19 protein-coding genes, 1 tRNA gene and 1 riboswitch are annotated in these 22,001 nt (G+C 38.7%); of the genes, 4 read left to right on the forward strand and 16 right to left on the reverse strand.

Annotated elements, in window-relative coordinates; translation table 11 throughout:
* Positions 1 to 89: 89 nt before the first annotated feature.
* From AAA071_RS03855 to AAA071_RS03875, 5 genes are all read right to left on the reverse strand, one after another.
* The gene (locus tag AAA071_RS03855; RefSeq protein WP_004698620.1) at positions 90 to 980 is read right to left on the reverse strand and encodes a helix-turn-helix transcriptional regulator; all 891 of its coding nucleotides are present in this window, start codon (positions 978 to 980) and stop codon (positions 90 to 92) included.
* A 258-nt stretch (positions 981 to 1,238) separates the two neighbouring features.
* Positions 1,239 to 1,634 (reverse strand): YbaN family protein, encoded by a 396-nt coding sequence (locus AAA071_RS03860; protein WP_004698716.1) that lies wholly within the window; start codon positions 1,632 to 1,634, stop codon positions 1,239 to 1,241.
* The gene (ulaA, locus tag AAA071_RS03865; RefSeq protein ID WP_004698733.1) at positions 1,634 to 3,001 is read right to left on the reverse strand and encodes a PTS ascorbate transporter subunit IIC; all 1,368 of its coding nucleotides are present in this window, start codon (positions 2,999 to 3,001) and stop codon (positions 1,634 to 1,636) included. Before ulaA ends, AAA071_RS03860 begins: the two co-directional genes overlap by 1 nt.
* 31 nt (positions 3,002 to 3,032) lie before the next feature.
* Positions 3,033 to 3,308, reverse strand: coding sequence for a PTS sugar transporter subunit IIB (locus AAA071_RS03870; protein ID WP_004696686.1), 276 nt, complete (start codon positions 3,306 to 3,308; stop codon positions 3,033 to 3,035).
* 20 nt (positions 3,309 to 3,328) lie between these two features.
* On the reverse strand, positions 3,329 to 3,784 hold the full coding sequence (locus tag AAA071_RS03875; RefSeq protein ID WP_004696688.1) for a PTS sugar transporter subunit IIA: 456 nt from the start codon (positions 3,782 to 3,784) through the stop codon (positions 3,329 to 3,331).
* Positions 3,785 to 4,035: 251 nt separating this feature from the next.
* Between AAA071_RS03875 and AAA071_RS03880 the strand changes: the two genes are divergently transcribed.
* Genes AAA071_RS03880 through AAA071_RS03890 form a run of 3 tightly spaced genes read left to right on the forward strand, consistent with a single transcriptional unit; the run spans position 4,036 to position 6,842 of the window.
* Positions 4,036 to 5,043, forward strand: coding sequence for a FecCD family ABC transporter permease (locus tag AAA071_RS03880; protein WP_101928800.1), 1,008 nt, complete (start codon positions 4,036 to 4,038; stop codon positions 5,041 to 5,043).
* 26 nt (positions 5,044 to 5,069) lie between these two features.
* Positions 5,070 to 5,816, forward strand: a complete 747-nt coding sequence (locus tag AAA071_RS03885) for an ABC transporter ATP-binding protein (RefSeq protein WP_021148436.1) — start codon at positions 5,070 to 5,072, stop codon at positions 5,814 to 5,816.
* A gap of 21 nt (positions 5,817 to 5,837) precedes the next feature.
* A complete protein-coding gene (locus AAA071_RS03890; protein ID WP_101928799.1) occupies positions 5,838 to 6,842 on the forward strand; it encodes an ABC transporter substrate-binding protein in 1,005 nt (334 codons plus the stop codon).
* A 230-nt stretch (positions 6,843 to 7,072) separates the two neighbouring features.
* On the opposite strand, the gene AAA071_RS03895 is transcribed toward AAA071_RS03890, so the two are convergent.
* The 5 genes from AAA071_RS03895 to AAA071_RS03915 all read right to left on the reverse strand — a co-directional run bounded on the left by AAA071_RS03895 (position 7,073) and on the right by AAA071_RS03915 (position 13,187).
* Positions 7,073 to 7,246: a hypothetical protein gene (locus AAA071_RS03895; protein WP_004697552.1), complete on the reverse strand. Its 174-nt coding sequence runs from the start codon at positions 7,244 to 7,246 to the stop codon at positions 7,073 to 7,075.
* 429 nt (positions 7,247 to 7,675) lie between these two features.
* Entirely contained in the window at positions 7,676 to 8,674 is a 999-nt protein-coding gene (locus tag AAA071_RS03900) for an inorganic phosphate transporter (protein WP_008601598.1), read from the reverse strand.
* Complete coding sequence (locus tag AAA071_RS03905) at positions 8,667 to 9,296, reverse strand: DUF47 domain-containing protein (protein ID WP_004697557.1); 630 nt, start codon at positions 9,294 to 9,296, stop codon at positions 8,667 to 8,669. Before AAA071_RS03905 ends, AAA071_RS03900 begins: the two co-directional genes overlap by 8 nt.
* A gap of 273 nt (positions 9,297 to 9,569) precedes the next feature.
* Positions 9,570 to 11,039, reverse strand: coding sequence for a [FeFe] hydrogenase, group A (locus tag AAA071_RS03910; RefSeq protein WP_101928798.1), 1,470 nt, complete (start codon positions 11,037 to 11,039; stop codon positions 9,570 to 9,572).
* 132 nt (positions 11,040 to 11,171) lie between these two features.
* Positions 11,172 to 13,187, reverse strand: coding sequence for an ABC-F family ATP-binding cassette domain-containing protein (locus tag AAA071_RS03915; protein WP_101928797.1), 2,016 nt, complete (start codon positions 13,185 to 13,187; stop codon positions 11,172 to 11,174).
* A 112-nt stretch (positions 13,188 to 13,299) separates the two neighbouring features.
* Here AAA071_RS03915 and AAA071_RS03920 point away from each other — a divergent pair, with 112 nt between their 5' ends.
* Complete coding sequence (locus AAA071_RS03920; RefSeq protein WP_008714437.1) at positions 13,300 to 13,620, forward strand: hypothetical protein; 321 nt, start codon at positions 13,300 to 13,302, stop codon at positions 13,618 to 13,620.
* A 43-nt stretch (positions 13,621 to 13,663) separates the two neighbouring features.
* Here the strand turns inward: AAA071_RS03920 and AAA071_RS03925 are convergent, their stop codons facing one another.
* The 6 genes from AAA071_RS03925 to AAA071_RS03950 all read right to left on the reverse strand — a co-directional run bounded on the left by AAA071_RS03925 (position 13,664) and on the right by AAA071_RS03950 (position 21,187).
* Positions 13,664 to 14,818 carry an MGDG synthase family glycosyltransferase gene (locus tag AAA071_RS03925; protein WP_101928796.1) on the reverse strand — a complete coding sequence of 385 codons (1,155 nt, stop codon included), beginning with the start codon at positions 14,816 to 14,818 and terminating at the stop codon, positions 13,664 to 13,666.
* A gap of 82 nt (positions 14,819 to 14,900) precedes the next feature.
* Positions 14,901 to 15,200, reverse strand: coding sequence for an HU family DNA-binding protein (locus tag AAA071_RS03930; RefSeq protein ID WP_004696710.1), 300 nt, complete (start codon positions 15,198 to 15,200; stop codon positions 14,901 to 14,903).
* Positions 15,201 to 15,251: 51 nt separating this feature from the next.
* Positions 15,252 to 16,022 (reverse strand): nucleoside triphosphate pyrophosphohydrolase, encoded by a 771-nt coding sequence (mazG, locus tag AAA071_RS03935; RefSeq protein WP_195213059.1) that lies wholly within the window; start codon positions 16,020 to 16,022, stop codon positions 15,252 to 15,254.
* Positions 16,006 to 17,613 (reverse strand): putative polysaccharide biosynthesis protein, encoded by a 1,608-nt coding sequence (locus AAA071_RS03940; RefSeq protein ID WP_195213058.1) that lies wholly within the window; start codon positions 17,611 to 17,613, stop codon positions 16,006 to 16,008. The genes mazG and AAA071_RS03940 overlap by 17 nt, the downstream gene beginning before the upstream one ends.
* Positions 17,610 to 20,906 carry a transcription-repair coupling factor gene (gene mfd / locus AAA071_RS03945; RefSeq protein ID WP_195213057.1) on the reverse strand — a complete coding sequence of 1,099 codons (3,297 nt, stop codon included), beginning with the start codon at positions 20,904 to 20,906 and terminating at the stop codon, positions 17,610 to 17,612. Before mfd ends, AAA071_RS03940 begins: the two co-directional genes overlap by 4 nt.
* 196 nt (positions 20,907 to 21,102) lie before the next feature.
* Positions 21,103 to 21,187 (reverse strand) — tRNA-Leu (locus AAA071_RS03950).
* A gap of 566 nt (positions 21,188 to 21,753) precedes the next feature.
* Positions 21,754 to 21,925, reverse strand: a riboswitch (cobalamin riboswitch).
* Positions 21,926 to 22,001 lie beyond the last annotated feature (76 nt).

Here is a 22,001-nt window from a genome sequence, read left to right on the forward strand (position 1 = left end):
CGTTTCGGACAATATTTAATTTTCATAGACTATCAAACCTAGCCTAAAGCACAAAATTTCTATCTAGAATAATATAAGATCCAAATTATTTAAACCTTACGATAAGCACTTGGCGTTACACCAGTAGCCTCTTTGAATGCACTAGTAAACTTACTACCATTCTCATACCCTACCGCATTAGCGATTTCTAAAATAGACTGATCTGAGTCTTGAAGCAATCGCTTTGCCGCATTAATACGACATTCTTTTAGATACTGATGTATGGTTGTACCAAATACACCTTTAAAGCAACGTTTCAGGGTAGATGTAGGAATATCAAACTGTTCAGACAAGGAGTCAATAGTAATACGCTTCATAAACTGTGTCGATACATATTCACTTACAGCTTTTACAATATCTACCTGTTGCTTTCTATAGGTACTTCTCTTTTCAGGATTAGCTGTAGAGATAACAGATAATAATAAAAAAATTTCTATTACTTTTAATTTAAAATAGTGCTCCTTTATTTGATCTGGCACATTATATAAACTGGAAAAAATGTGACGAACTGTTTCCGTTTCTTCCATCATCATACCAAAATCAGAATGCTCACAAAACCGATTGGCCAGCTCAGTCAAATCAATTCGAGAATCACTAACAAGTGCATCTAATACGGGTTGTGCCTTTTCAACATCTACTAATAATACAATTCCTTTAAATAATTTTGTAGGAAAGTAATTTTCATGTTGGTAAGCGGAGCGTGTATGCCACCCTAACGACATATCCCCTGGACCCATATATAAATACTCACCAGATGTGAACTTGCACTCAATGCGCCCTTCTTCACAGTGATTTATAGCAAACGTCTTGGTATGTGATTTAGCATAAAATTGAATCGTCTCTTGCTTCACATCTAAGAACATCAAATCGATACCGTCAAATATCGTATGTCTTGACATAGATGTTCCAGCATGTGAAACCGCATGATTATGTGGATTCATACTATCACCATATACACAAATACTATAAACATAAATTAATAATATTATATTATAGTATACTTATTGATAGTCATTGTCAACTTCTAATTAGTAATAATTCATTTTAGATTTAAAAACACAAGCTAGTTCGTTTTAGTAATATAAAACAATTAAGATCTTCGTTGAGAGTTATTCTAGTGTACTATAAAATAAGCCTCATGAATTAAACTACAACAATTTAATTCATGAGGCTATATTCAAAACTAAGGATATAAGTTCCTATTTTTTTGTTTTAATAATAAAAGCTAATGCTATGACATGCGCTACCCATATAATGCCCATAACCATTAGAGCAATAGGCATATCTTGACTAAAATAGGCACCAACCGCCATTATGGCACTAACGGATACGAGAATGGACAACTTTGCCCGCAAGGTCAACGCTTTATCGCGTTCATAAGCAGCAACAGTCTTTTGATATAAACTAGATTCCAAAAACATTTTATGGAATCGTTCAGACCCTCGAGCTAAACAAAATAAAGTTAGCATATAAAAAGGAACTGTTGGCAATAGTGGTAATACGATACCTGCTGTACCAAGTCCAAAACTTATTGCTCCAATAGTCAGGAATACATATCGTACTACAACATTACTGTGTTGCTCAGTTTTTTTCATTAATCCTCTTCTACATAATTAATAACTTTACCTTTTGTTTTAATAAAGTTAGGAATAATAAGTACTAAAGCGGCAATAGCTACAATGCCATAAATACCAGCCATACCTACCCATTCATAAGCATTACCTAATACGAGACCCATCACTGCAAAGTCCGCATCACCAAAGGTTGTATTTTGGAAGCCTAATTGACCAAGAACTGGCAACGCCAAAGCTGGCAAGAATGTAATAGCCAAACCATTTAGGAAAGCACCTACCGCTGCGCCACGACGACCACCAGTAGCATTGCCATAAATACCTGCTGTAGCACCACAGAAGAAGTGTGGCACAAGACCAGGAATGATTAATACGCCACCTACAGCCCCAAGGATAAGCATACCGATGATACCACCGATGAAGGAACTAAGGAAGCCTAATACAACCGCAGTTGGAGCATAGGTGAAGAATACGGCACAGTCTACAGCTGGAATTGCATTAGGAATAATTTTTGTAGCAATCCCTTGGAATGCAGGAATCAAATCACCTAAGATCATACGCACACCTGAGTATACGATTGTTACACCAACAGCAAAATTCATAGCACTCATAACAGCGTATAAATATGGGCTCATATCACCTGATAAAGTAGCGACAAATTCGGAACCTGCTGCAAATGCCGCAATTAGGTAAAATACGATCATAGTTAATGCTGTAGATAATGTTGAGTCTCGTAAGAACCCCCATTTTTCTGGTATTTCAATATCTTCTGTGCTATCTTCAGCTTTCCCAACATATTTAGCAACCCAAGCCGATAAATAGTAGCCTAAACTACCGAAATGACCAATGGCAATTTCATCACCATCTGTCACTTTGGATGTATAACTTTGACCAATAGCTGGAGAAATGGCAGACCAAGCCCCCATTAAGAAACCACCTACAAGAATTAGTTCCATGCCAGATAATCCTGCAGTACCAAGCACGGCAGACATAAGACATGCCATAAATAAGCTGTGATGACCAGTTAAGAACACATATTTGAACTTGGTGAAACGAGCAATACATAAGTTCATCAATAAGCCTACTACGAGAATAGACATCGTTTCAACGCCAAGTACCTTTTGTGCAACAGCTACGATAGCTTCATTATTTGGCACTACACCAGTAATATGGAATCCATGTTCAATCATTTTCCCCAATGGGTCAAGATTGCTAACGATAACACCCGCACCTGCAGCTAACATTAAATACCCAAGAATAGGTTTTAATGTGCCCGTCATTATTTTATGAAACGGACGTTTCAAGGCGATCAAGCCTATACATGACATAATACCAATCAAAAGTGCCGGTTGAGACAGCACATCACGCAAGAACTCTAATACCATTTCCATGGCACTACCTCCTATATATAATTGTTACATATTATTGAGCGGCTTGTTTTAATGCTTCAAGAACATCTTCTGTAATCTTCTTTTTATTAATATAGCTACGAACAATAGCAACATTTTTATCGTCAAATTGTTCAGCCAATTCTTTTACAGTTACGATAAGGTCAGCCTTACGACCTTGAGCCGCGTTAAAATCGATAGATTCAACTTGTGCATCGATACCATTTTCAGCACAAATTTCTTCAATTTTCATTTTTAACATCAAGCTAGAACCAATACCATTACCACATACAGTTAATACAGAAATCATACTTGCCTCCTTCTAAATGTTTATTGCTCGTCTAAATGCTCTGCCAAGAATGCTTGTACGTCGTCAATACTTTCAAAGTCAACGGCCGCATCTAAGAACTCTTCATCCTCAAATAAAGTAGCAATATCTGTTAACAATTGAATATGCTCATCTTTATTGGGAGCACATAAGAATAATGCGACAGATACTGGGTCATTATCAGGGCTGCCAAAATTCAATGGTTTTTCCAATGTCACTAAAGCTGTCCCTACACGCTTAGCACCATGTTCTGGGCGCGCATGTGGCATAGCAAGACCGGGAGCCAATACGATATATGGACCCATTTCACGAACTACTTCAACCATAGCCTCTGTATAAGATGGATCCGTAAAGCCCGCATCAACCATCAGTTGACCACCATGACGAATTACATCTTCCCACGTTTCGGCGGGATAATGAAAGGATACATTATCCTCAGATAATAAATCTTGTATCAAACTAACACCTCCTAAACATTCTATTGTACATATAATTCTATTATAGCCATTCTAATAAATTTTTCATATATCAAAATAACAATGAACTTATAAAAATGAATAAAGCTAACATAAGATTTTGCTATTTATAATTTAATGAATCCTCATACTTATAATACCTATACAGGTATTAATATTGTATATATATTGAAAATTTTCTATACTTAGATAAGACTTAGACTACCTAAATAAAAATAGAATAAGGAGATTTTATGCAGACTTCGGTAAAAGTATTTATACTCTGTCTAATCCTCTGTATTTCATTGGTAACAGCGTTACAGTTTGGATCTAAATTTGTACCACTAGACCAAATTATTTCAGCACTTATGTCTATGATTGATGTAAATGCTACAGCATCTATGACTGATACGATTATTACAGATATCCGCTTACCACGACTTATTTACTCTGTTCTAACAGGTATAGGCCTATCACTTGTGGGTCTATTAATGCAAACGGTCACGCGCAATACCCTCGCAGATCCCTATGTATTAGGTGTTTCTTCTGGTGCAAGCACAGGTGCGGTTTTCGCTATTATCATGGGTGGGCTTCCATTCTTAGGTCATTACAATACGCCTATTTTTGCGGCCCTAGGCGCAGCACTTTCAATTATATTAGTACTACTATGTGTTGGTAAAAGTAACAGTCCAGTAAAGCTTATCCTCATAGGCATGGGCATGACCGGTGTATTTTCAGCCTTAACGATGATGATCATTTACGGAGCCAAACACGAAGCACAAGTACGAAGTGCCATGTTCTGGCTACTTGGCAGCTTTGCAGGCATACAATGGGGCGATTTACCATTAACAGCAATTATTGTAACCTTGTTTATGCTATATATCTATATGTTCAATCAAGACCTTGATGTGTTGCTACTCGGTAATCATGAAGCAGCACAAATGGGGCTTTCCGTTAAGCAGTTACAATTAAGCATCGTTATCATATCCTCTATTGTGATTGCCACACTAGTATCAAAGGTTGGTGTAGTTGGCTTTATCGGCCTTATCATCCCTCACCTTGCTCGGATTATAGGCGGACCTAAACATAAACATACATTACTATTTAGTGCACTCATAGGTAGCATCGTTATGATCTGGTCAGACGTATTATCGAGAGCACTCTACAGTCCAGAAGAAATCCCTATTGGTGTGCTTACATCTTTATTGGGGGCTCCACTCTTCATTTGGATTATCATGAATCGTTATAAACACAATGGTTAGTGTATATCATATCTATAGGAGATACTATGTATCAAATTAATCAGCTGTCTTTTTCTTATGAAACCAAAGAAGTGTTAAAGAATATTTCTGTAACATTTCCTACCAATAAAATAACAGCCATAATTGGACCAAATGGATGTGGTAAGTCTACGCTACTTAGCCATCTATATCGACTTCATCCATCAAAAAACAAAATCACATTAAACGAAAAACCTTTAGAGTCTTATAAAGGTCGCGAGTTTGCTCAATTGGTAGCAGTCTTAACACAATCTAGAGACGCTATGATCGATGATTTTCTCGTAAAAGATATCGTTCTCATGGGCCGGTATCCGTACAAACAACACTTTGGCACCTATAGTTCTGAGGATGTTAAAATTGCAGAGCATTATATGAATGAAGTAGGCATCACCCATTTATCAAATGAAGAAATTCATCATTTATCAGGTGGTGAGAAGCAACGCGTATTCATTGCTAAAGCCTTAACCCAGAAACCTCAAATACTTCTTTTAGATGAACCTACTAATCATTTAGATATGAAGTACAAAGTGGCGCTAATGGAACAATTACGGGCTTTTAAAGGCACTACGATTGTAGTCCTTCACGACTTGAATCTAGCGGCTCAATATTGCGATCATATAGTCATCATGAATAACGGAACTATCCTAAAAGAAGGTTCCCCTACCGAAGTGCTCACACCTGAAATTCTTGAACCAATTTTTGAAGTTCCTTTCAAAACCTCTTGGGATGAAGGGCGCTATCATTTATATTATTAATTAGTAAAGAAAGGACTTACTATGTTTCAGAATTTAAGAAAGTCAAAAAAATTATTATTAATCGCAATGACATGTGCTACATTCGCTATTGCTGGTTGTGGTTCTGATACTACAAAAACTACAGGTGATAACGGGACCTCTGTAACATGGAGTGAAACATTTGACGGTACAAAAACAGACTTTGCCGTAAAATCTGCCCCAACTCATGCAGTGTCCATGTCCCAAGCAACAACGGAAATGATGTTACAATTAGGCCTTGAAGACAAAATGGCTGGGACGGCTTTCAAAGAAGAAGAAATCTACCCACCTTTACAAGCGGCTTACGACAAAGTAAAAGTATTATCTGATAAATGGCCTTCCTATGAAGTATTCATGTCCGTAAAGCCTGACTTTGCTACGGGATGGCCTGATTCTTTCAGCAAACGAGCCATTCCTGCAGATAAAATGATTTCCCAAAAGGTTAATATTTGGATCCCTGAATCCATGTTATCTACTAAGGCTGACCTAGAAACCAACTTCAGCGACATGATTAAATTGGGTGAGATTTTCGGCGTAAAACCTAAAGCTGAAGAATGGGTTTCAGGTCAACGTAAAACATTGGCAGCTATCCAGGATAAACTAAAAGACTTACCTCGTAAACGCATTTTCATTTATGACTCTGAAGACGGTCAACCATTCACAGCATTCGAGGGTTATACTACTAACATCTTAAAACTTATCGGTGCTGATAATGTAATGAGCGGCTTAGGCGTTGATAAAACATGGGCTAAAGGTTCTTGGGAAACAGTAATTGCACAAAACCCTGACTACATTATTATCGCCGACTATGGTAATTCTATTCGCAACGATGATGATTTCCAACAAAAAATTGAAAAGATCAAGGCTAATCCTCAACTTCAAGACATCACAGCTGTAAAAGAAGGTCACTTCATTCGTGTAAAACTTTCCGAAATCACACCTGGGGTACGTACAGTTGATGCTTTAAAACGTTTAGCTGAAGAAATTCACGGCATCAAAGTAGACTAATTTAATATAACAAGATATAGAGTAATATGTAATATGTTTTGTATATTATATATAACGAAGAAGGTCCCAATTCAAATGAATTGGGACCTTTTCGTACTACTTGTATTGCACACAGCATATTGTTTAGAGAGTAAAGATGTGTTGTAGTTGAAAGATTTAGAAATAATGAATTATTGTAAAATAGATTTAAAATGTATTAAATTGTATATGCTGTGACAATGCCTGATTATTTATACTTCTCGACTATATTGTTGCCTATATCGTTTATCATTATTTGCCTTAATAGCCATGATCAATGGCTTTAGCGAAAGAAACTCTTCATCACTGAGTCGAAAGGTTCTACCAATACGTTTAATAGGATTACGTGGGCGCCCGGCACCGCGTCTAGATCCACCCCATGCCATATACATACCTCACTTTTCACTTGAAAAACTCCTTCTACCGATAGTATAACCTCGTATACATAAGTATGCAATAGCCATTCACTTTAAACAACCTCTTAACAGCCTATAAATTAGTAATAAACTTCATTTATTAGTAAAATGCATAATCAACAAAACACATATTTATAAGTATTTTTCCCTATTCAACTTGAATTGTAACATTAATGTTGCCAAATATAGATAAATCTCTTTTATAGAATATAGTATTTACAAACCAGTTTATTTCTATATTTTTAGACTATTTAGATACTATCACGTACACATATAGTAAATAGAATTTTAAAATAGAAAAGCAAATTATTTATAAATATGACAATATAGCAAGAATATTTTGATAAACAAAAAAGACTGCGTTTGCAGTCTTTTTTACTATAATAAAAAGTATATGAATTAGCCAAATAGTAAGTGACCTACTTCATAAGCAATAGCGGCAACGATGCCAGATAATGGAATCGTTACAAACCAAGCCATAACCATAGATCTTGCTACCCCCCAGTTAACGGCTTTAATACGTTTAGAAGAGCCTACACCTAGTAAAGAACCACTTACTACATGTGTAGTACTTACAGGCAAATGTAAGAATGTAGCTGTAAAAATAGTAATCGCCGAGTTTAAATCAGCAGCGAACCCATTAATAGTTTCTAGTTTGAAAATCTTGGTACCCATTGTAGAGATAATTTTCCAACCGCCTACAGCAGTACCCATAGCCATTGCAGTAGCACAACAAAGTTTTACCCAAATCGGTACATCTAATGTATCGATGAAACCACCGCTAAGTAAGGTTAATGTGATTATCCCCATCGCTTTTTGTGCATCATTAGAGCCATGAGAAAATGCCATCATAATTGCTGATACAATTTGCATGGATCTAAATCGATCATTTAAAGCAATTGGAGAAAATCTACCGAAAATAAGCAACAATACTTTCATCACAATATAGCCACCAATCATGGCTACAATCGGAGATAAAATAAGAGACAAAAAGATTTTTAAAATCCCCGCCTCATTCAATGCGTCAAATCCTACAGACCAACCCACAGCACCGATGATACCACCAATCAAAGCATGGGATGAGGAACTTGGGATCCCCCAATACCAAGTTAAAAGATTCCATGTAATGGCACCGATAAGAGCTGCAGAAATAATACCACTATCGATAAGAGATGGCGACATTACTATATCACCACCGATAGTCTTTGCAACACCGGTACTAACCATTGCACCCAAAAAATTGAGAGCAGCGGTCATCATAATTGCCTTTTTAGGCTCAATAGCTCGTGTAGAAACGGATGTGGCAATGGCATTCGCCGTATCATGAAAGCCATTGATATAGTCAAAGGCTAATGCTAAAAATACAACTAGCCATACTAAATAATGAGCATCAAGCATACTTCAATACTACCCGGCGGAATGTACCAACCAAATCTTCGCAGCCATCGATTACATCTTCCATAGCGCTAAGGATTTCCTTCCATTTGATAATTTCAATTGGATCTGTACACTCTGTAAAGAGCTTAGCCATTTCTTCATGATAAATATTATCCGCTTCAGACTCAAGTTTCAATACTTGGTGAACACGCCCCTCTACCTTCACATGATCCTTTTTAAGACTACCCATATAACCAATGGATTTGTTGATATGCTTAACGCATTTAACAACAATTTCACTCATGCGAATAGCACCATCACTTGGTTTGCCAACGTGATACATAACCATTTTATCCATGATTTCTTTGATATTATCCAATGTAGTATCCAGTTGGTCAATCAAAAGCTGAATATCCTCACGATCCATTGGAGTGATAAATGTTTTGCGCAAACGCTCTACAGTTTCATTTACTAATTCATCGGCAGCTTTTTCCTTTGTATCAATTTCAAGAAATGCCTCTTCCTTAGAGATATCCCCCTTAAACACGCGTTCCATCATTTCCGCACTTTCATAAGTTAGTGCAGCATGCTTTTCCAAAATACTGAAAAATTTTTCTTCTTTTCCTTTTAATTTAAAAGCCATGAAGATCCTCCCGAACCAGTATTGATTGCTTCTATAATAACAATTTAATTATAGCATACTACAGATAATTCCTAAACCAATTTACCAATCTCTATATTTTAACCCCTATGCGTATATGGCATATATAGAATCTACATCTGTGAAAACTTTTATTGACCATATTTCCACTATATAAAATAGATAAAAAAGCAGATAGCTGACTAACATATCAACTATCTGCTATATATTTCTTAGCTATCTTTGTGCTTTTTATTAACTAATAACCATCAACTCTTAGCTATTAGCTTCCGCCGCCGCTTTAGCCGCCTCTGCCGCCTTTTTCAAATTAGGTACGGATGTAGGGCATGTAGCAGGCGTACAAGCGCCGTTAGGGCCTAAATCTTCAGAACGATTTACAAAGGTAGTATGTAACATATGATGTGCTTTGTGGCTCATTGGTTTGCCATCAAAGAACTCAGCATACAATTTTTGGATATCTGGATTATCACAAGCAGCTTTTACAGTTACTTCTGCATCGCGAGTATACAAGGATGCAATGCGAGCTTCACGAGCTTTGTCAGCCATCGGTAATTTAACGCGTGGTTGACCACCACCACCGATACAGCCACCACGACAAGCCATTACTTCAATGAAGTCATAATGGATATTTTCTGCACGCATGCGTTCGATGAACTTACGCAAATTACCTGTACCATGAACTGCCGCTACGTGTAATGTTTTATCGCCAATCACTACGTCTGCTTCGCGAGCACCGTCCATGCCGCGAATAGCTTCGAATGGAATCAATGTTTGAGGTGCATCTTCACCTGTCGCCATTTTGTAAGCCGCACGCATAGCCGCTTCCATAACGCCACCAGTGTTACCGAAAATGATACCACCACCAGAAGCTTCACCCATCAATGGATCGAATGCAGAATCTTCAAGATCATCAAAGTTGATTTCTTCTGCGCGCAACCATTTTGCAAGTTCCCGTGTAGTAATACAGTAGTCTGTATCGCGCATTTCTGGTGTATCCCAGTATTCCGCAGAGGAATTCATTTCATCACGACGAATTTCAAATTTCTTAGCTGTACATGGTGTTACTGCAACGGCAACGATTTGTTTTGCATCAAGGCCCATTTTTTCAGCAAAATATGTTTTTTGTGTAGGCGCTTGCATAGCAATCGGGCTCTTAGCCGTAGATAAGTTTGGCAAGAATTCTGGATAGAATGTTTCCGCAAACTTAACCCAAGCAGGACAACAAGATGTGAATTGAGGCAATACTGCATCGCTATTAATAACGCGTTCTAATAACTCAGATGCTTCTTCCATGATAGTCATGTCCGCACCAAAGTTTGTATCAAGAATATAATCGCCACCCAATTTACGAAGAGCAGCCACCATTTTGCCTTCTACAAATGTACCAGCATCAAGACCAAATTCCTCGCCTAAGCCAACACGTACGGCAGGCGCAGTTTGGAAGATGACGATTTTATTAGGGTCAGCAATAGCTGCTTTTACTTCATCAATTTCAGAGCGTTCATTAATAGAATCGAATGGGCAAATAGATGCACATTGACCACAATGAATACAAATTGGATGATCCCCATTTGTTGTTAAATCATAATAATCAAATACACCCATGTCTACAGCACAAGCTTTACGACATAAGGAGCAATTTTTACATTTGGTTAAATCTTGTACTAATGCAATATTTCCGTCTTCAATTGGCACGCGACGGTCTAAAAATTGGTACTTACTCATGAGTTCCTCCTACTTAGGTAACGTTGTTATCGTTAATCGTAGAAATTATACTATACATTGTGAGTTTTATCAATAAACTTACACGTAATTCCTTTGCATAACAGATATTAAAAAATAGCATGATAAAAGGAGTTATAGGCGTTCCTCTAATTCCATCCACCGTTCAGTGAGCGCATCTATTTGAGTCTGTGTTTCTTCTCGTTCCTCCATCAGTGACTGCATTTTTTCATAATCAGTAGCCACTTGGCTTATCATAACATCGAGGCCCTTCACTAAATGTTCTAGCTTAGGCAATTCATCCATAATTTTGGCATACTCCGCTTCTTCTGCTTTATTGAGACCCTTCTTTGGTATTTCTTTGAAAGTATCTGTTTCATCACTAGCTACAACATTATCATTTCCAAGGGTATCTACCCTATTAGATTGATTATCAACAGAGTCATCGCTATCAGCCTCTCCACCTTTTACAGCTCGTACCGCTTTGGAATTAGCCGGTATATTATCATTTGGCATATAGAATGGGCGCTTGCTGCCACTACTTTCATCAAGAGCATCTTTGTAGTCAGAATACGAGCCATGAACGATTTCAATATGCCCATCGCCTGTAAAGACAAACAGTTTATCCACTACGCGGTCTAGGAAGTACCGATCATGGCAAACGGTGATGATGACGCCACTAAAGGAGTCAAGGAAATCCTCTAATACCTCCAATGTTGGAATATCAAGATCATTCGTCGGTTCGTCCAGCAATAATACGTTAGGGGCGCTCATCAACAATTTTAAGAGGTATAAACGACGACGTTCCCCGCCAGAGAGTTTTCGAATCGGTACACCATGTAATTCTGGGGTAAAAAGGAATCGCTCAAGGATTTGTCCTGCGCTCAATGTAGACCCATCACCGAGTACCATATAAGAGTGGTCCTCACGAATATAATCGAGAACGCGCATATCTTCATCAAATTCAGGTAGCTCTTGTTTAAAATGAGCAATGCGAACGGTCTCACCTTTACCGATAGTGCCTCTCGTCGCTTCGTAGGTGCCATCAAGGATATTCATAAAGGTAGATTTACCAACACCATTGGGTCCTACTATACCGATACGATCATGGCGTACCACGTGATAGGTAAAGTCCTTAATCATAGGACGTTCATCAAAATAAAACTCTAAATGCTCAATATCAAAGATGGTTTTTCCTAAACGTGTCTTCAGCGCAATAGGATCCATTTGATCCGGCCGGCGGGTTTTCTCCATATTCTTTAATTTTTCGTAACGGTCAAGACGAGCCTTTTGTTTTGTAGTTCTAGCCAGAGCACCACGACGTACCCATTCGATTTCTCGTTTTAAAAATTGACGTCGTTTTTCTTCCGTAGCAGCTTCACGAGCCTCTCGATCAGCTTTCAAGGCAATAAATTCTTCATAATTGCCATCGTATTGATACATATGACGATTTGATAGCTCTAAAATACCATTACATACGGAATCGAGGAAATATCTATCATGGGTACTGATTAATAATCCTCCTTGACGTACACTCAAATACGACTCTAGCCAATCAATACTATCTTCATCCAAATGGTTAGTCGGCTCATCTAGTAATAAAAGATCACATGGATATAGCAATGCTTGCCCCAATGCAAGACGACGCTTTTGCCCTCCTGATAACATAGCTACCTTTTGCTCCACATCAGGAAAGCCCAATTTAGATAAAATAATGCGCGCCTCTTGCTCTACCTGCCACCCGTCTTGTTGATCCATTTGCTCCAATGCATTCATATAGTTGCGAGATATTTTAGCATCGTCTTTACCAGACTCTTGCATTTGGCGATACTCACGACTAATACGTTCAAAAGCTTTTACCATTTGCAACCGAGGATGATTTCCATCAAGAACGGCCTCAAGCAAAGTAGCTTCCGCATCAAAATCAGGTGTCTGCGCTAAGTAATAAATGCTAGCCTTACCATTACGCTCAATGGTGCCTTTATCAGCTTCCATTTGTCCTGCTAATATTTTTAGAAATGTAGACTTACCCGTTCCATTGATGCCCACAAGACCTAATCGTTTTTCCGTGGTAAAAGTCATACTCACCTCTTTAAACAACAGCCTTGTGCCATATGATTTCTCTATGTTCTGTAAACTAATAACGTTCATATTCCGCTCCTATTTTGTAATTCTGTTATTTATTATACTACACATTACCATTGACAGTAACAGGCGCCCTCAGTAGAATAAACGTAACATATATATTCATGAGGAGGTCCACATGGCGACGGATATGGTTTTAGACTTTTATGAAAGTATCAACTTTGAACTTATCGACATTGATGGGTATGACACATTATTTACTGAGCTCTTAGAGGATGGCACGTATGCAACTGTGTCCGATGATGACGGCTATATGCCAGAGGACTTAGAGACACCAGTCGTATTCAATGTGTACGACGATAACGACTCCTTCCAATGGAGTGTTACCCTTGATGACTCTTACCAATTAAAAGATTTATTGGATGGTGCAGAAAGTACGGATGCTTTCTTAGTCACATTACAAAAACTTCGAAAAGAACATATTGAACAGTATCAATAGAAAAAAGCGATGGCCCTTTAGGTCATCGCTTTTTCTATATTGGTTAGCTAATTGCCTCTTGAGCTTTCACAAGCTCATCTTGTGCACTAGCATCTAAAATTTCAATGAGACTATTTACGATATCAGCAGCCCCATCCACATGCCATTCGCGAGCACGCTCAGACATTTGTTGAAGTCGCGGAGAATTAATTAACAGTGCAGTTACCACATCTTCTAAGTTGTGAATATCGCGAGCCCAACGAGCACACCCCCGTTGCTCTAACAGTTCTGCATTTGCCTCTTCCTGCCCTGGGATAGCATTAAAGAATACCATTGGCAATCCGATTGTAACAGCCTCCATACAGGTCAATGCACCAGGTTTTGTAACGAGCAAAGACGATGATTTCATGAGCTCAGAAATATTGGTAGTATAACCATATACGGTGGTCTTCGTCTTCATAGATTCACTAAGGACAACTAACGATTCGTAAAGAGACGTATTTTGTCCGGCTACAACGGTAATTTCACCAATACCATTTACTTCATCTAGATGTTTTAAAGCCGTCTCAAGAGAGCCTAGACCCAGGCCACCACCCATAACAAGAACTTTCACAGGTTCCTCTAAGCTATACTCTTCAATAGCATCACGAAAAAAAGATCGCCGCACTGGAATGCCAGATACATGAATACGAGATTCATCGATACCTGAAGCTACCATTTCAGGTACCATAGATTCTGTTGCAACATAGTAAACATCAATCTGTGGATAGAGCCAAAACTGATGACTACTAAAATCTGTCATAATAGCCACTAGTGGCACATCTATATGACCTTGGCGCTTTAAAATCGATGCCGCCCCACAAGGAAATGGATGTGTAAAAACCATTACATCTGGCTCTTCTTGTTGTACTAGTTTAAGCATGCGGCTTTTAAGTAGGTACGACAATGCGGTTTGCAAAATGGTACCTCGTTTTTCCCCTTTCGATACGCGATAAATCATATCATAGAGCATGGGGAATACGTCAATCATCTTTATATAGGTACCCTTAATTAAATGCTCTACAGACATAGTTTCTGTATCAAGAAAATCAACATGAGTAATTGATGCTTGTGGCTCTTTTTCTTTCCAATATTCTTCTATGGCTCTTGCGGCTTGCATATGTCCAGTGCCGATTGAGGCGGACACGATGAGAACCTTCCTTGATGTTTCGTTATTCATAATGCACCCTTTCTCTGTGCATTATACCATAAATAGATAAAAAAAAGAGACCTCGAAAGGTCTCTTTCACATCCAATATGGATTATTTTTTGCGTTTTTTAGCTTTTGCAGCGTTAACTTGTTCTTTCAAACCTTTACCAGCTTTGAATGCAGGAGATTTGGAAGCTGCAATTGTGATAGTTTTACCGTTTTGTGGGTTACGGCCTTCACGAGCTGCGCGTTCACGAACTTCGAAAGTACCGAAGCCGATAACTTGTACTTTGCCACCAGCTGCTAATTCTTGAGCTACTGTGTCAAATACAGCTTTTACTGCTTTTTCAGCATCTTTTTTAGTTAATTCAGTTTTTTGTGCAACACTTGCGATTAATTCTGTTTTGTTCATGACAGAACCTCCTTAAAATTACAATACCTTAGAAGTGTATAAACCTCTAGGTTACTTTTCCTGCACTTTAGCCTCCTCCCAAAAAGCATCGAGCTCAGCTAATGAAAAGTCTTCCCATGAGCGATCGCTTTGGTTAACACAAGCTTCTACATGTAAAAAACGCTGTCGGAACTTTGTGTTTGTGCGATTTAGTGCATTTTCACCGCTTATTTTATACCATCTGAATAGATTAATCAAGGAAAAAAGCACATCTCCTGCTTCTTTTTCCATATTTTCTCTATTATTTTGGTCAATAGCCTCCTTAAATTCCCCCATTTCTTCGGAAACTTTAGCCCAAACAGGATCAAGCTCATCCCAGTCAAATCCTAGCTTTGCAGCCTTTTCTTGGAGCTTATAAGCCGCCATTAAAGCAGGTAAACTTTTCGATACACCATCCAATACAGAATTTTGAATATTTTTCTTTTCTTGTGCCTTTAATTCATCCCAAGTGTATGATTTTTCATCATTTCCTGGGCTAAAAACACGAGGATGACGACGAATCATTTTTTCAGCGACATCATTAATTACGTCTTGAAGTGTAAAATGACCAGCCTCCTCTGCCAATTGACTGTGAAAGACAACTTGCAATAATACATCACCTAACTCTTCACGAAGATTTGGCATATCTTTATTATCAATGGCATCTACCACCTCGTAAGTCTCTTCTATAAAATAGCGGCGTAAAGATTCATGCGTTTGCTTTTGATCCCAAGGACAGCCATTTGGTGCACGCAAAGTTTTCACTACATCGACTAAAGGTTGAATATCAATATTGTTCTTCATATAGCTTTGCTTCCTCCCTATTGCGTCGAGCTTGTAAGCGCTTGCCTATGATTGGGAAATGGTAAATATCATCTTTTACGACAGCTTTAGTAAGCCATAACGATAAACCATATACAAAAATAGCCACTACAATTGCTGCAGCCACAGCGCCACCATTGCCTAATAAATCAACAGTGCTCACATAGATGACTTGTGTAGCACCGCCCATGGCCATGGCAGATACTATTATTTTTAATAACTCTAATGTGTTCAGTACCGAACCTACATATCTTTTTACAAAAATATAGTTAATAAGCGCTGCAATAGCAAAGTTTAAATTCGTCGCCCAAGCTGCACCATTAATGCCCAACTCAACACTGCCTGTCAACTCATAATCTAAGAATGTCTTCACTAATAAGCCGATAAAAATCGACACCATAGGAATTACTGTCCTTCCTAACCCTTGTAAAACACCTGCAGTAACCTGCTGCCAACCGAGGAACACAATACTCAAGCTAATAACAGCAATAACAGGCCCTGCGTGGGGTGTTGCATATATTAATTGCGATATTGGCGTAGCTAGTACACAGAGACCAATACAGGCTGGAATCGTAAACATATTAGCAATTTTAATCGCCGTTTCCGCCCGTTTCACGATGCGATGTACATCACCTTGAGTATGTGCCTCAGATACGGCTGGTACAAGACTAGCGGCTAAGGATGTAGTTAGAATGATCGGCAACCCAATCAGAGATGTTGCCATACCCGTCAGATAACCAAATTGTGTGGTTGCTTCATTGAGATAGTATCCAATATCCATCAATCGTTTCGGAACTATAAATGTATCAATGAGTGATACCATGGGAAGCATGATATTCGCCATAGAAACCGGTATGGCAAGACTAAACAATCGTTTAACTACGGTGCCGTTACTTTCACAAATGGCATTAGAATTCTGTTGTAAAAGCATCTTCTCTCGAATATTGCGTTGTCGGTAGTAAAAATAAATTAATACAAGTAACCCCGCCAATACGCCTGGGAATGTAGCAAAGGTCGCACCACCTGCCGCTAAATGGAGTCCACGATCAATGAAGTAGTATGCCAAACCTACCATAGATGACACACGAAAAATCTGTTCAAATACTTGACTCGTACCAGTAGGCACCATATATTGGAAACCTTGGAAATACCCTCTAAAACAGCTCAGGATGGTCACTACAAAAATGGCTGGAGATAATAGCTGAATAGCAATTAAAGCACGTGGATCGCTGATGATTTGATTATCTACGAGCCATTGCGCACTTCCATATAAGGCCAAACTGAATACCAGCCCTAATATAGCGAGTACCCTCAAAGATACGGAAAATACTTGTTGTACGCCTCGCATATCATCATTAGCAAGTTTCTCTGCAATCATAATAGATATGGCTACAGGAATACCTGCCGCAGAAATACTAACGATAATTTGATAGATTGGATAGGCCATCATATATAGGCCAATTCCTTCACCACCTAAGATTCGTGCGATAAGAACCTTACTAAACGCACCGATGACCTTCACGATAATACCGGCTAAGGTCAAAATCATGGCACCCTTTAAAAATCGATTCATAGGCCCTCCTTAGTCGGTGACTTGTGGCTAAGAGCCTTTATCACCGCTTCCGTAATGGTCAAAATAGAACCTTTCATACCATTAAGGCTCACATATAATGTGGCTGGTTTGGTATCCATAAACTTCATTTTTTTCCATAAATCTTCTGGTACAGCCCCCATATCCCAATCGGCCATTTTAGAATCGTCATGCCAATGGATAGTGAGTTGCTTATCTCTACGGACGATACTCTTAATGCCCAGTAGACGTGCTTGCTCCTTAATTTGAGCAATGCGCAACAAACGGTCTACTGGATCGGTTGGTGTACCGAAGCGATCAATGAGCTCATCCGTCATATCGTCGAGTTGCTCTTTAGATTTAATATGTAACAATCGTTGGTATACAGAAATCTTACGAGCACTATCTTTGATATACGCATCGTCAATAAACGCATCTACCTCTAAGTCGATAGCTGGATCAATGGATACATCTCGCTCAACTTCTTTATTTTGAGCCTTTGCAATCGCCTCTTCTAACATACTCACGTACATGCCAAAGCCGACAGATGCGATATTACCATGTTGCTGTGAACCTAATAGATTACCGGCACCGCGAATCTCTAAATCTCGCATGGCTAACTTAAATCCTGCGCCGAGCTCAGTGAACTCCTCTATGGCTTTCAAACGCTTTTCAGCTGCCTCTGAAAGTATTTTATCTGGCCGATACATAAAGTATGCATAAGCACGTCTACGAGAACGGCCTACACGCCCTCGCATTTGGTATAGCTGAGATAAACCTAAACGATCCGCATCATAAATGATGATAGTATTGGCGTTAGGAATATCTAAGCCGGTTTCAATGATACTCGTGGACAAGAGCACATCATAATGACCTTCATAGAAATCGGTCATAATCTCCTCAATTTGACGGCCTGTCATCTGTCCATGAGCAACAGCATAACGCAAGCCAGGCAATGCGGATTCTAATAGTTCTCCCATGTGATTAATGGATGCGACACGGTTATATACGAAATAGACCTGTCCACCTCTTGCAAGTTCTCGTTTGATAGCATCTGCTATGAGATTCATATCGTATTCCACCACATAGGTTTGAACAGGCAATCGCTCCTCTGGCGGAGTATTGATAACAGACATTTCTCGAACGCCAACGAGGGACATATGTAAAGTCCGCGGAATCGGTGTAGCACTCAAAGTCAGTACATCGATATTGCTAGCCCACTCTTTCCACTTTTCTTTTTGTGCTACCCCAAAACGTTGCTCCTCGTCTACAACAAGCATTCCTAAGTCTTTGAATACCACCTTTTTGTTAAGTAATGAATGGGTTCCAATGAGAATATCAATAGATCCATCCTCTACGCCTTTAAGAATTTGTTTTTTCTCTGATGTAGTTCGGAATCGATTAAGCACATCTACTTTAACCCCGAATGGAGCAAATCGATTTAAAAAGGTTTGGAAATGTTGCTGTGCTAATACCGTGGTCGGTACAAGTACCGCTACTTGTTTACCGCTCATAACGGCCTTAAAAATGGCACGCATAGCCACTTCCGTTTTACCAAAGCCTACATCACCAGCGAGCAGGCGATCCATAGGAACAGGTCGTTCCATAGATTCTTTAATTTCCGCCGTAGCCTGTAACTGGTCTTCCGTCTCCTCATATGGGAACGCATCTTCAAACTCTTGCTGCCATGGTTGATCCGGCAAGAATGCAAAGCCTTCTGTGATTTCTCGTTGTGCATATATCTCAACGAGCTTATCTGCCAAATCATCAATGGATTTTTTTGCCTTTGTAACAACTTTAGCCCAGTCACGGCCACCCATCTTATGAATACGAGGCACATCACCTTCATTGCCGATGTATTTTTGTAACTGATCTAAATTATTTGCAGGTAAGAACAATTTATCCATTCCAGCATAAGCGATTTCAATATAGTCCCGATGGATGCCTTCCGTTTCTATCGTTTTAAGACCAATATACTTACCGATACCGTGCATACTATGTACAACATAGTCACCAGGGGTTAAATCCGTGAAATAATTGATCTCTTGGCCCTTTTTAGGTTTGGTGCGAAGCTTGCGCTTTTGTTGTCCGTAAATATTGCCTTCTACGACTACTACTAAATGACTATTTGGCAATTCAAAACCATCTGTTAATAATCCTTTTAAAATAACGACAGTGTTCGGCTTTGCTATCCATGTATCACTATGAGTAAATGCAATATTTTCCCCTTCAAGGGCACGCTCAATACCTTCTCGTCGTTGCTGATTATTTAATACTAGTACTACTTGGTGATTTAAACGATGCCATTGCTTTATTTCATCTGTTAATAGGGGAATTTGACGCTCAAAGCTCGTCATCGTCTTCCCTTGAATACCAATAGGGTTAAATCCAGTGAGACCAATAGAACGTTGTTGCATAAATGTGAAAGCCACTTGATTCACAGAATCTACAGTGCGTTGTAGTTCATTCCAATCACAATGATTTTTCCGATGTGTAGGATCTTCCTTAAGGAATTTCTTTAATGCTTCTTGAATACGACCTGGCTCGTCATAAATTAGAGTGCCCTCTTTCACATAAGATAATAAAGTACTTTCTGCATCACTTTTACCAAGAAAGAAAGGCGTCACCGTGTAGGATTCAATTTGCTCAATGGAACGTTGATTCTCAACGGAGAAGAAACGCAATGTATCGATCTCATCGCCAAAGAATTCAATACGAATCGGATGATCACTATTTACAGGATAAATATCCAAAATATCTCCACGCACGGCAAAATGACCACGTTGTTCCACCTGGTCTACGCGTTCATATCCAATTGTTACGAGCTGTTCAAGGACTACATCACGTTCAATCGCATCATTTAAAGCAAAATGCAACGATTGTCCCTTTAAGTAATGAGGAGATACAACATACTGTGTAACCTCTTCAGCATTGGCAATGACTACTGCCGGCTCTTGCCACGCCAACAGTGCTAATGCTCGCATCTGCGCACCTTGGTCTTCAAGACTGCGAGCCACAGTCGTAAAGTCTACATGATCTGTTGTAGGAAATGATAAGACTGGCACATTAGGCATGAAAAAAGCTAAGTCCCGTTCCCACATCTCTTTATGGTCCTTATCATGGACTACGATGACTACAGGTTTTGTAAGACCTGCAGAAAAAGATTGACTTAAGAGGAAACTCTTTTGAGATCCGCTAAGACCATATATGACTGACTTCCCCTTTCGCTGAAATGCGTTTAGCCCATCCACAAAGGATGGGTTCTGTGAAAGCAGTTTTGTTAATGTATTATCCATACTGCACCATATAGTATTACTATGATTGTATTAATTAAATAGTTCTAACTCATTTATTATAACATATAACGTAGTAGTTAAATCTGTACCTATCTTCCTATCAAAATGTATGTGTTTATCGATATAAATATCCACGTTAATACTTAATTTAGGCAAAAAAAATACACCTCTAAAGGTGCAATAGGTGCAATAAAGTTGGTGCGGGAGAAGGGACTTGAACCCCCACGCCGTAAGGCGCCAGATCCTAAGTCTGGTGCGTCTGCCAATTCCGCCACTCCCGCGTCTCAACTGAAATAATAATATCATGTATGGAATTCATCGTCAATCATTTTTTTATAAATGACTTAAAATTCATACATCGAAAAATATATTCCAAGGATAATAACTATCTAAACCTTACAATTTACGTAAACCTAAAACAAATTCTAAATCTAAAAACTCTTAACTCTACAATTGTATATATATTAACGCTTAACGCCTCATCTAAACCTTAACGCTACAGGTCTCAATCTAAAAGTTCTTACTGATAATTAATATTTGCAAAATAAAAAGAGACTGACCCAGAATCCGAACTACTAGAACCCTGGGTCAGCCTCTTTTTTAGGATGATGATGAATAAATGCATGCCCTACATTTACCATAAAATATATTAACAGTCATAACATACGTCATGCTGGTAATACCAAGAAGGTAAATCCACCATGACCATAGCACGACATTTAGGTCGTATAGAACTAAAATCTAAATTAAATATAATACAATTTAAATCCTATAGAACTAAAAAATCCTTTTTACGGATACGTAAAAAGGAGCTATTAACTTCTCCTCCCTATCTCTCGTAGGTCAAATGGTGAATGTTGAATAGGCAGTTCTCCTGACTCGGCTTCATCGCTCATCTAGCCTTCCCAGTTTCCCAGTGACTTAATTTAGACTCGCTCGACCATACAGTGGCGGGACCGTGCTGGCATTTAACCAGCTTCTCTATTATGCTTTTCAGCACCTATTCCCAAATATGATGTTTTCTATGCTTTTATTCTAACAGTCTAAATTCATTTCGTCAATACGGCAAAAGCATATTTATTAATAAAAAAAAGC

Source organism: Veillonella parvula, assembly GCF_040097785.1.
Lineage (GTDB): Bacteria > Bacillota > Negativicutes > Veillonellales > Veillonellaceae > Veillonella > Veillonella parvula_D.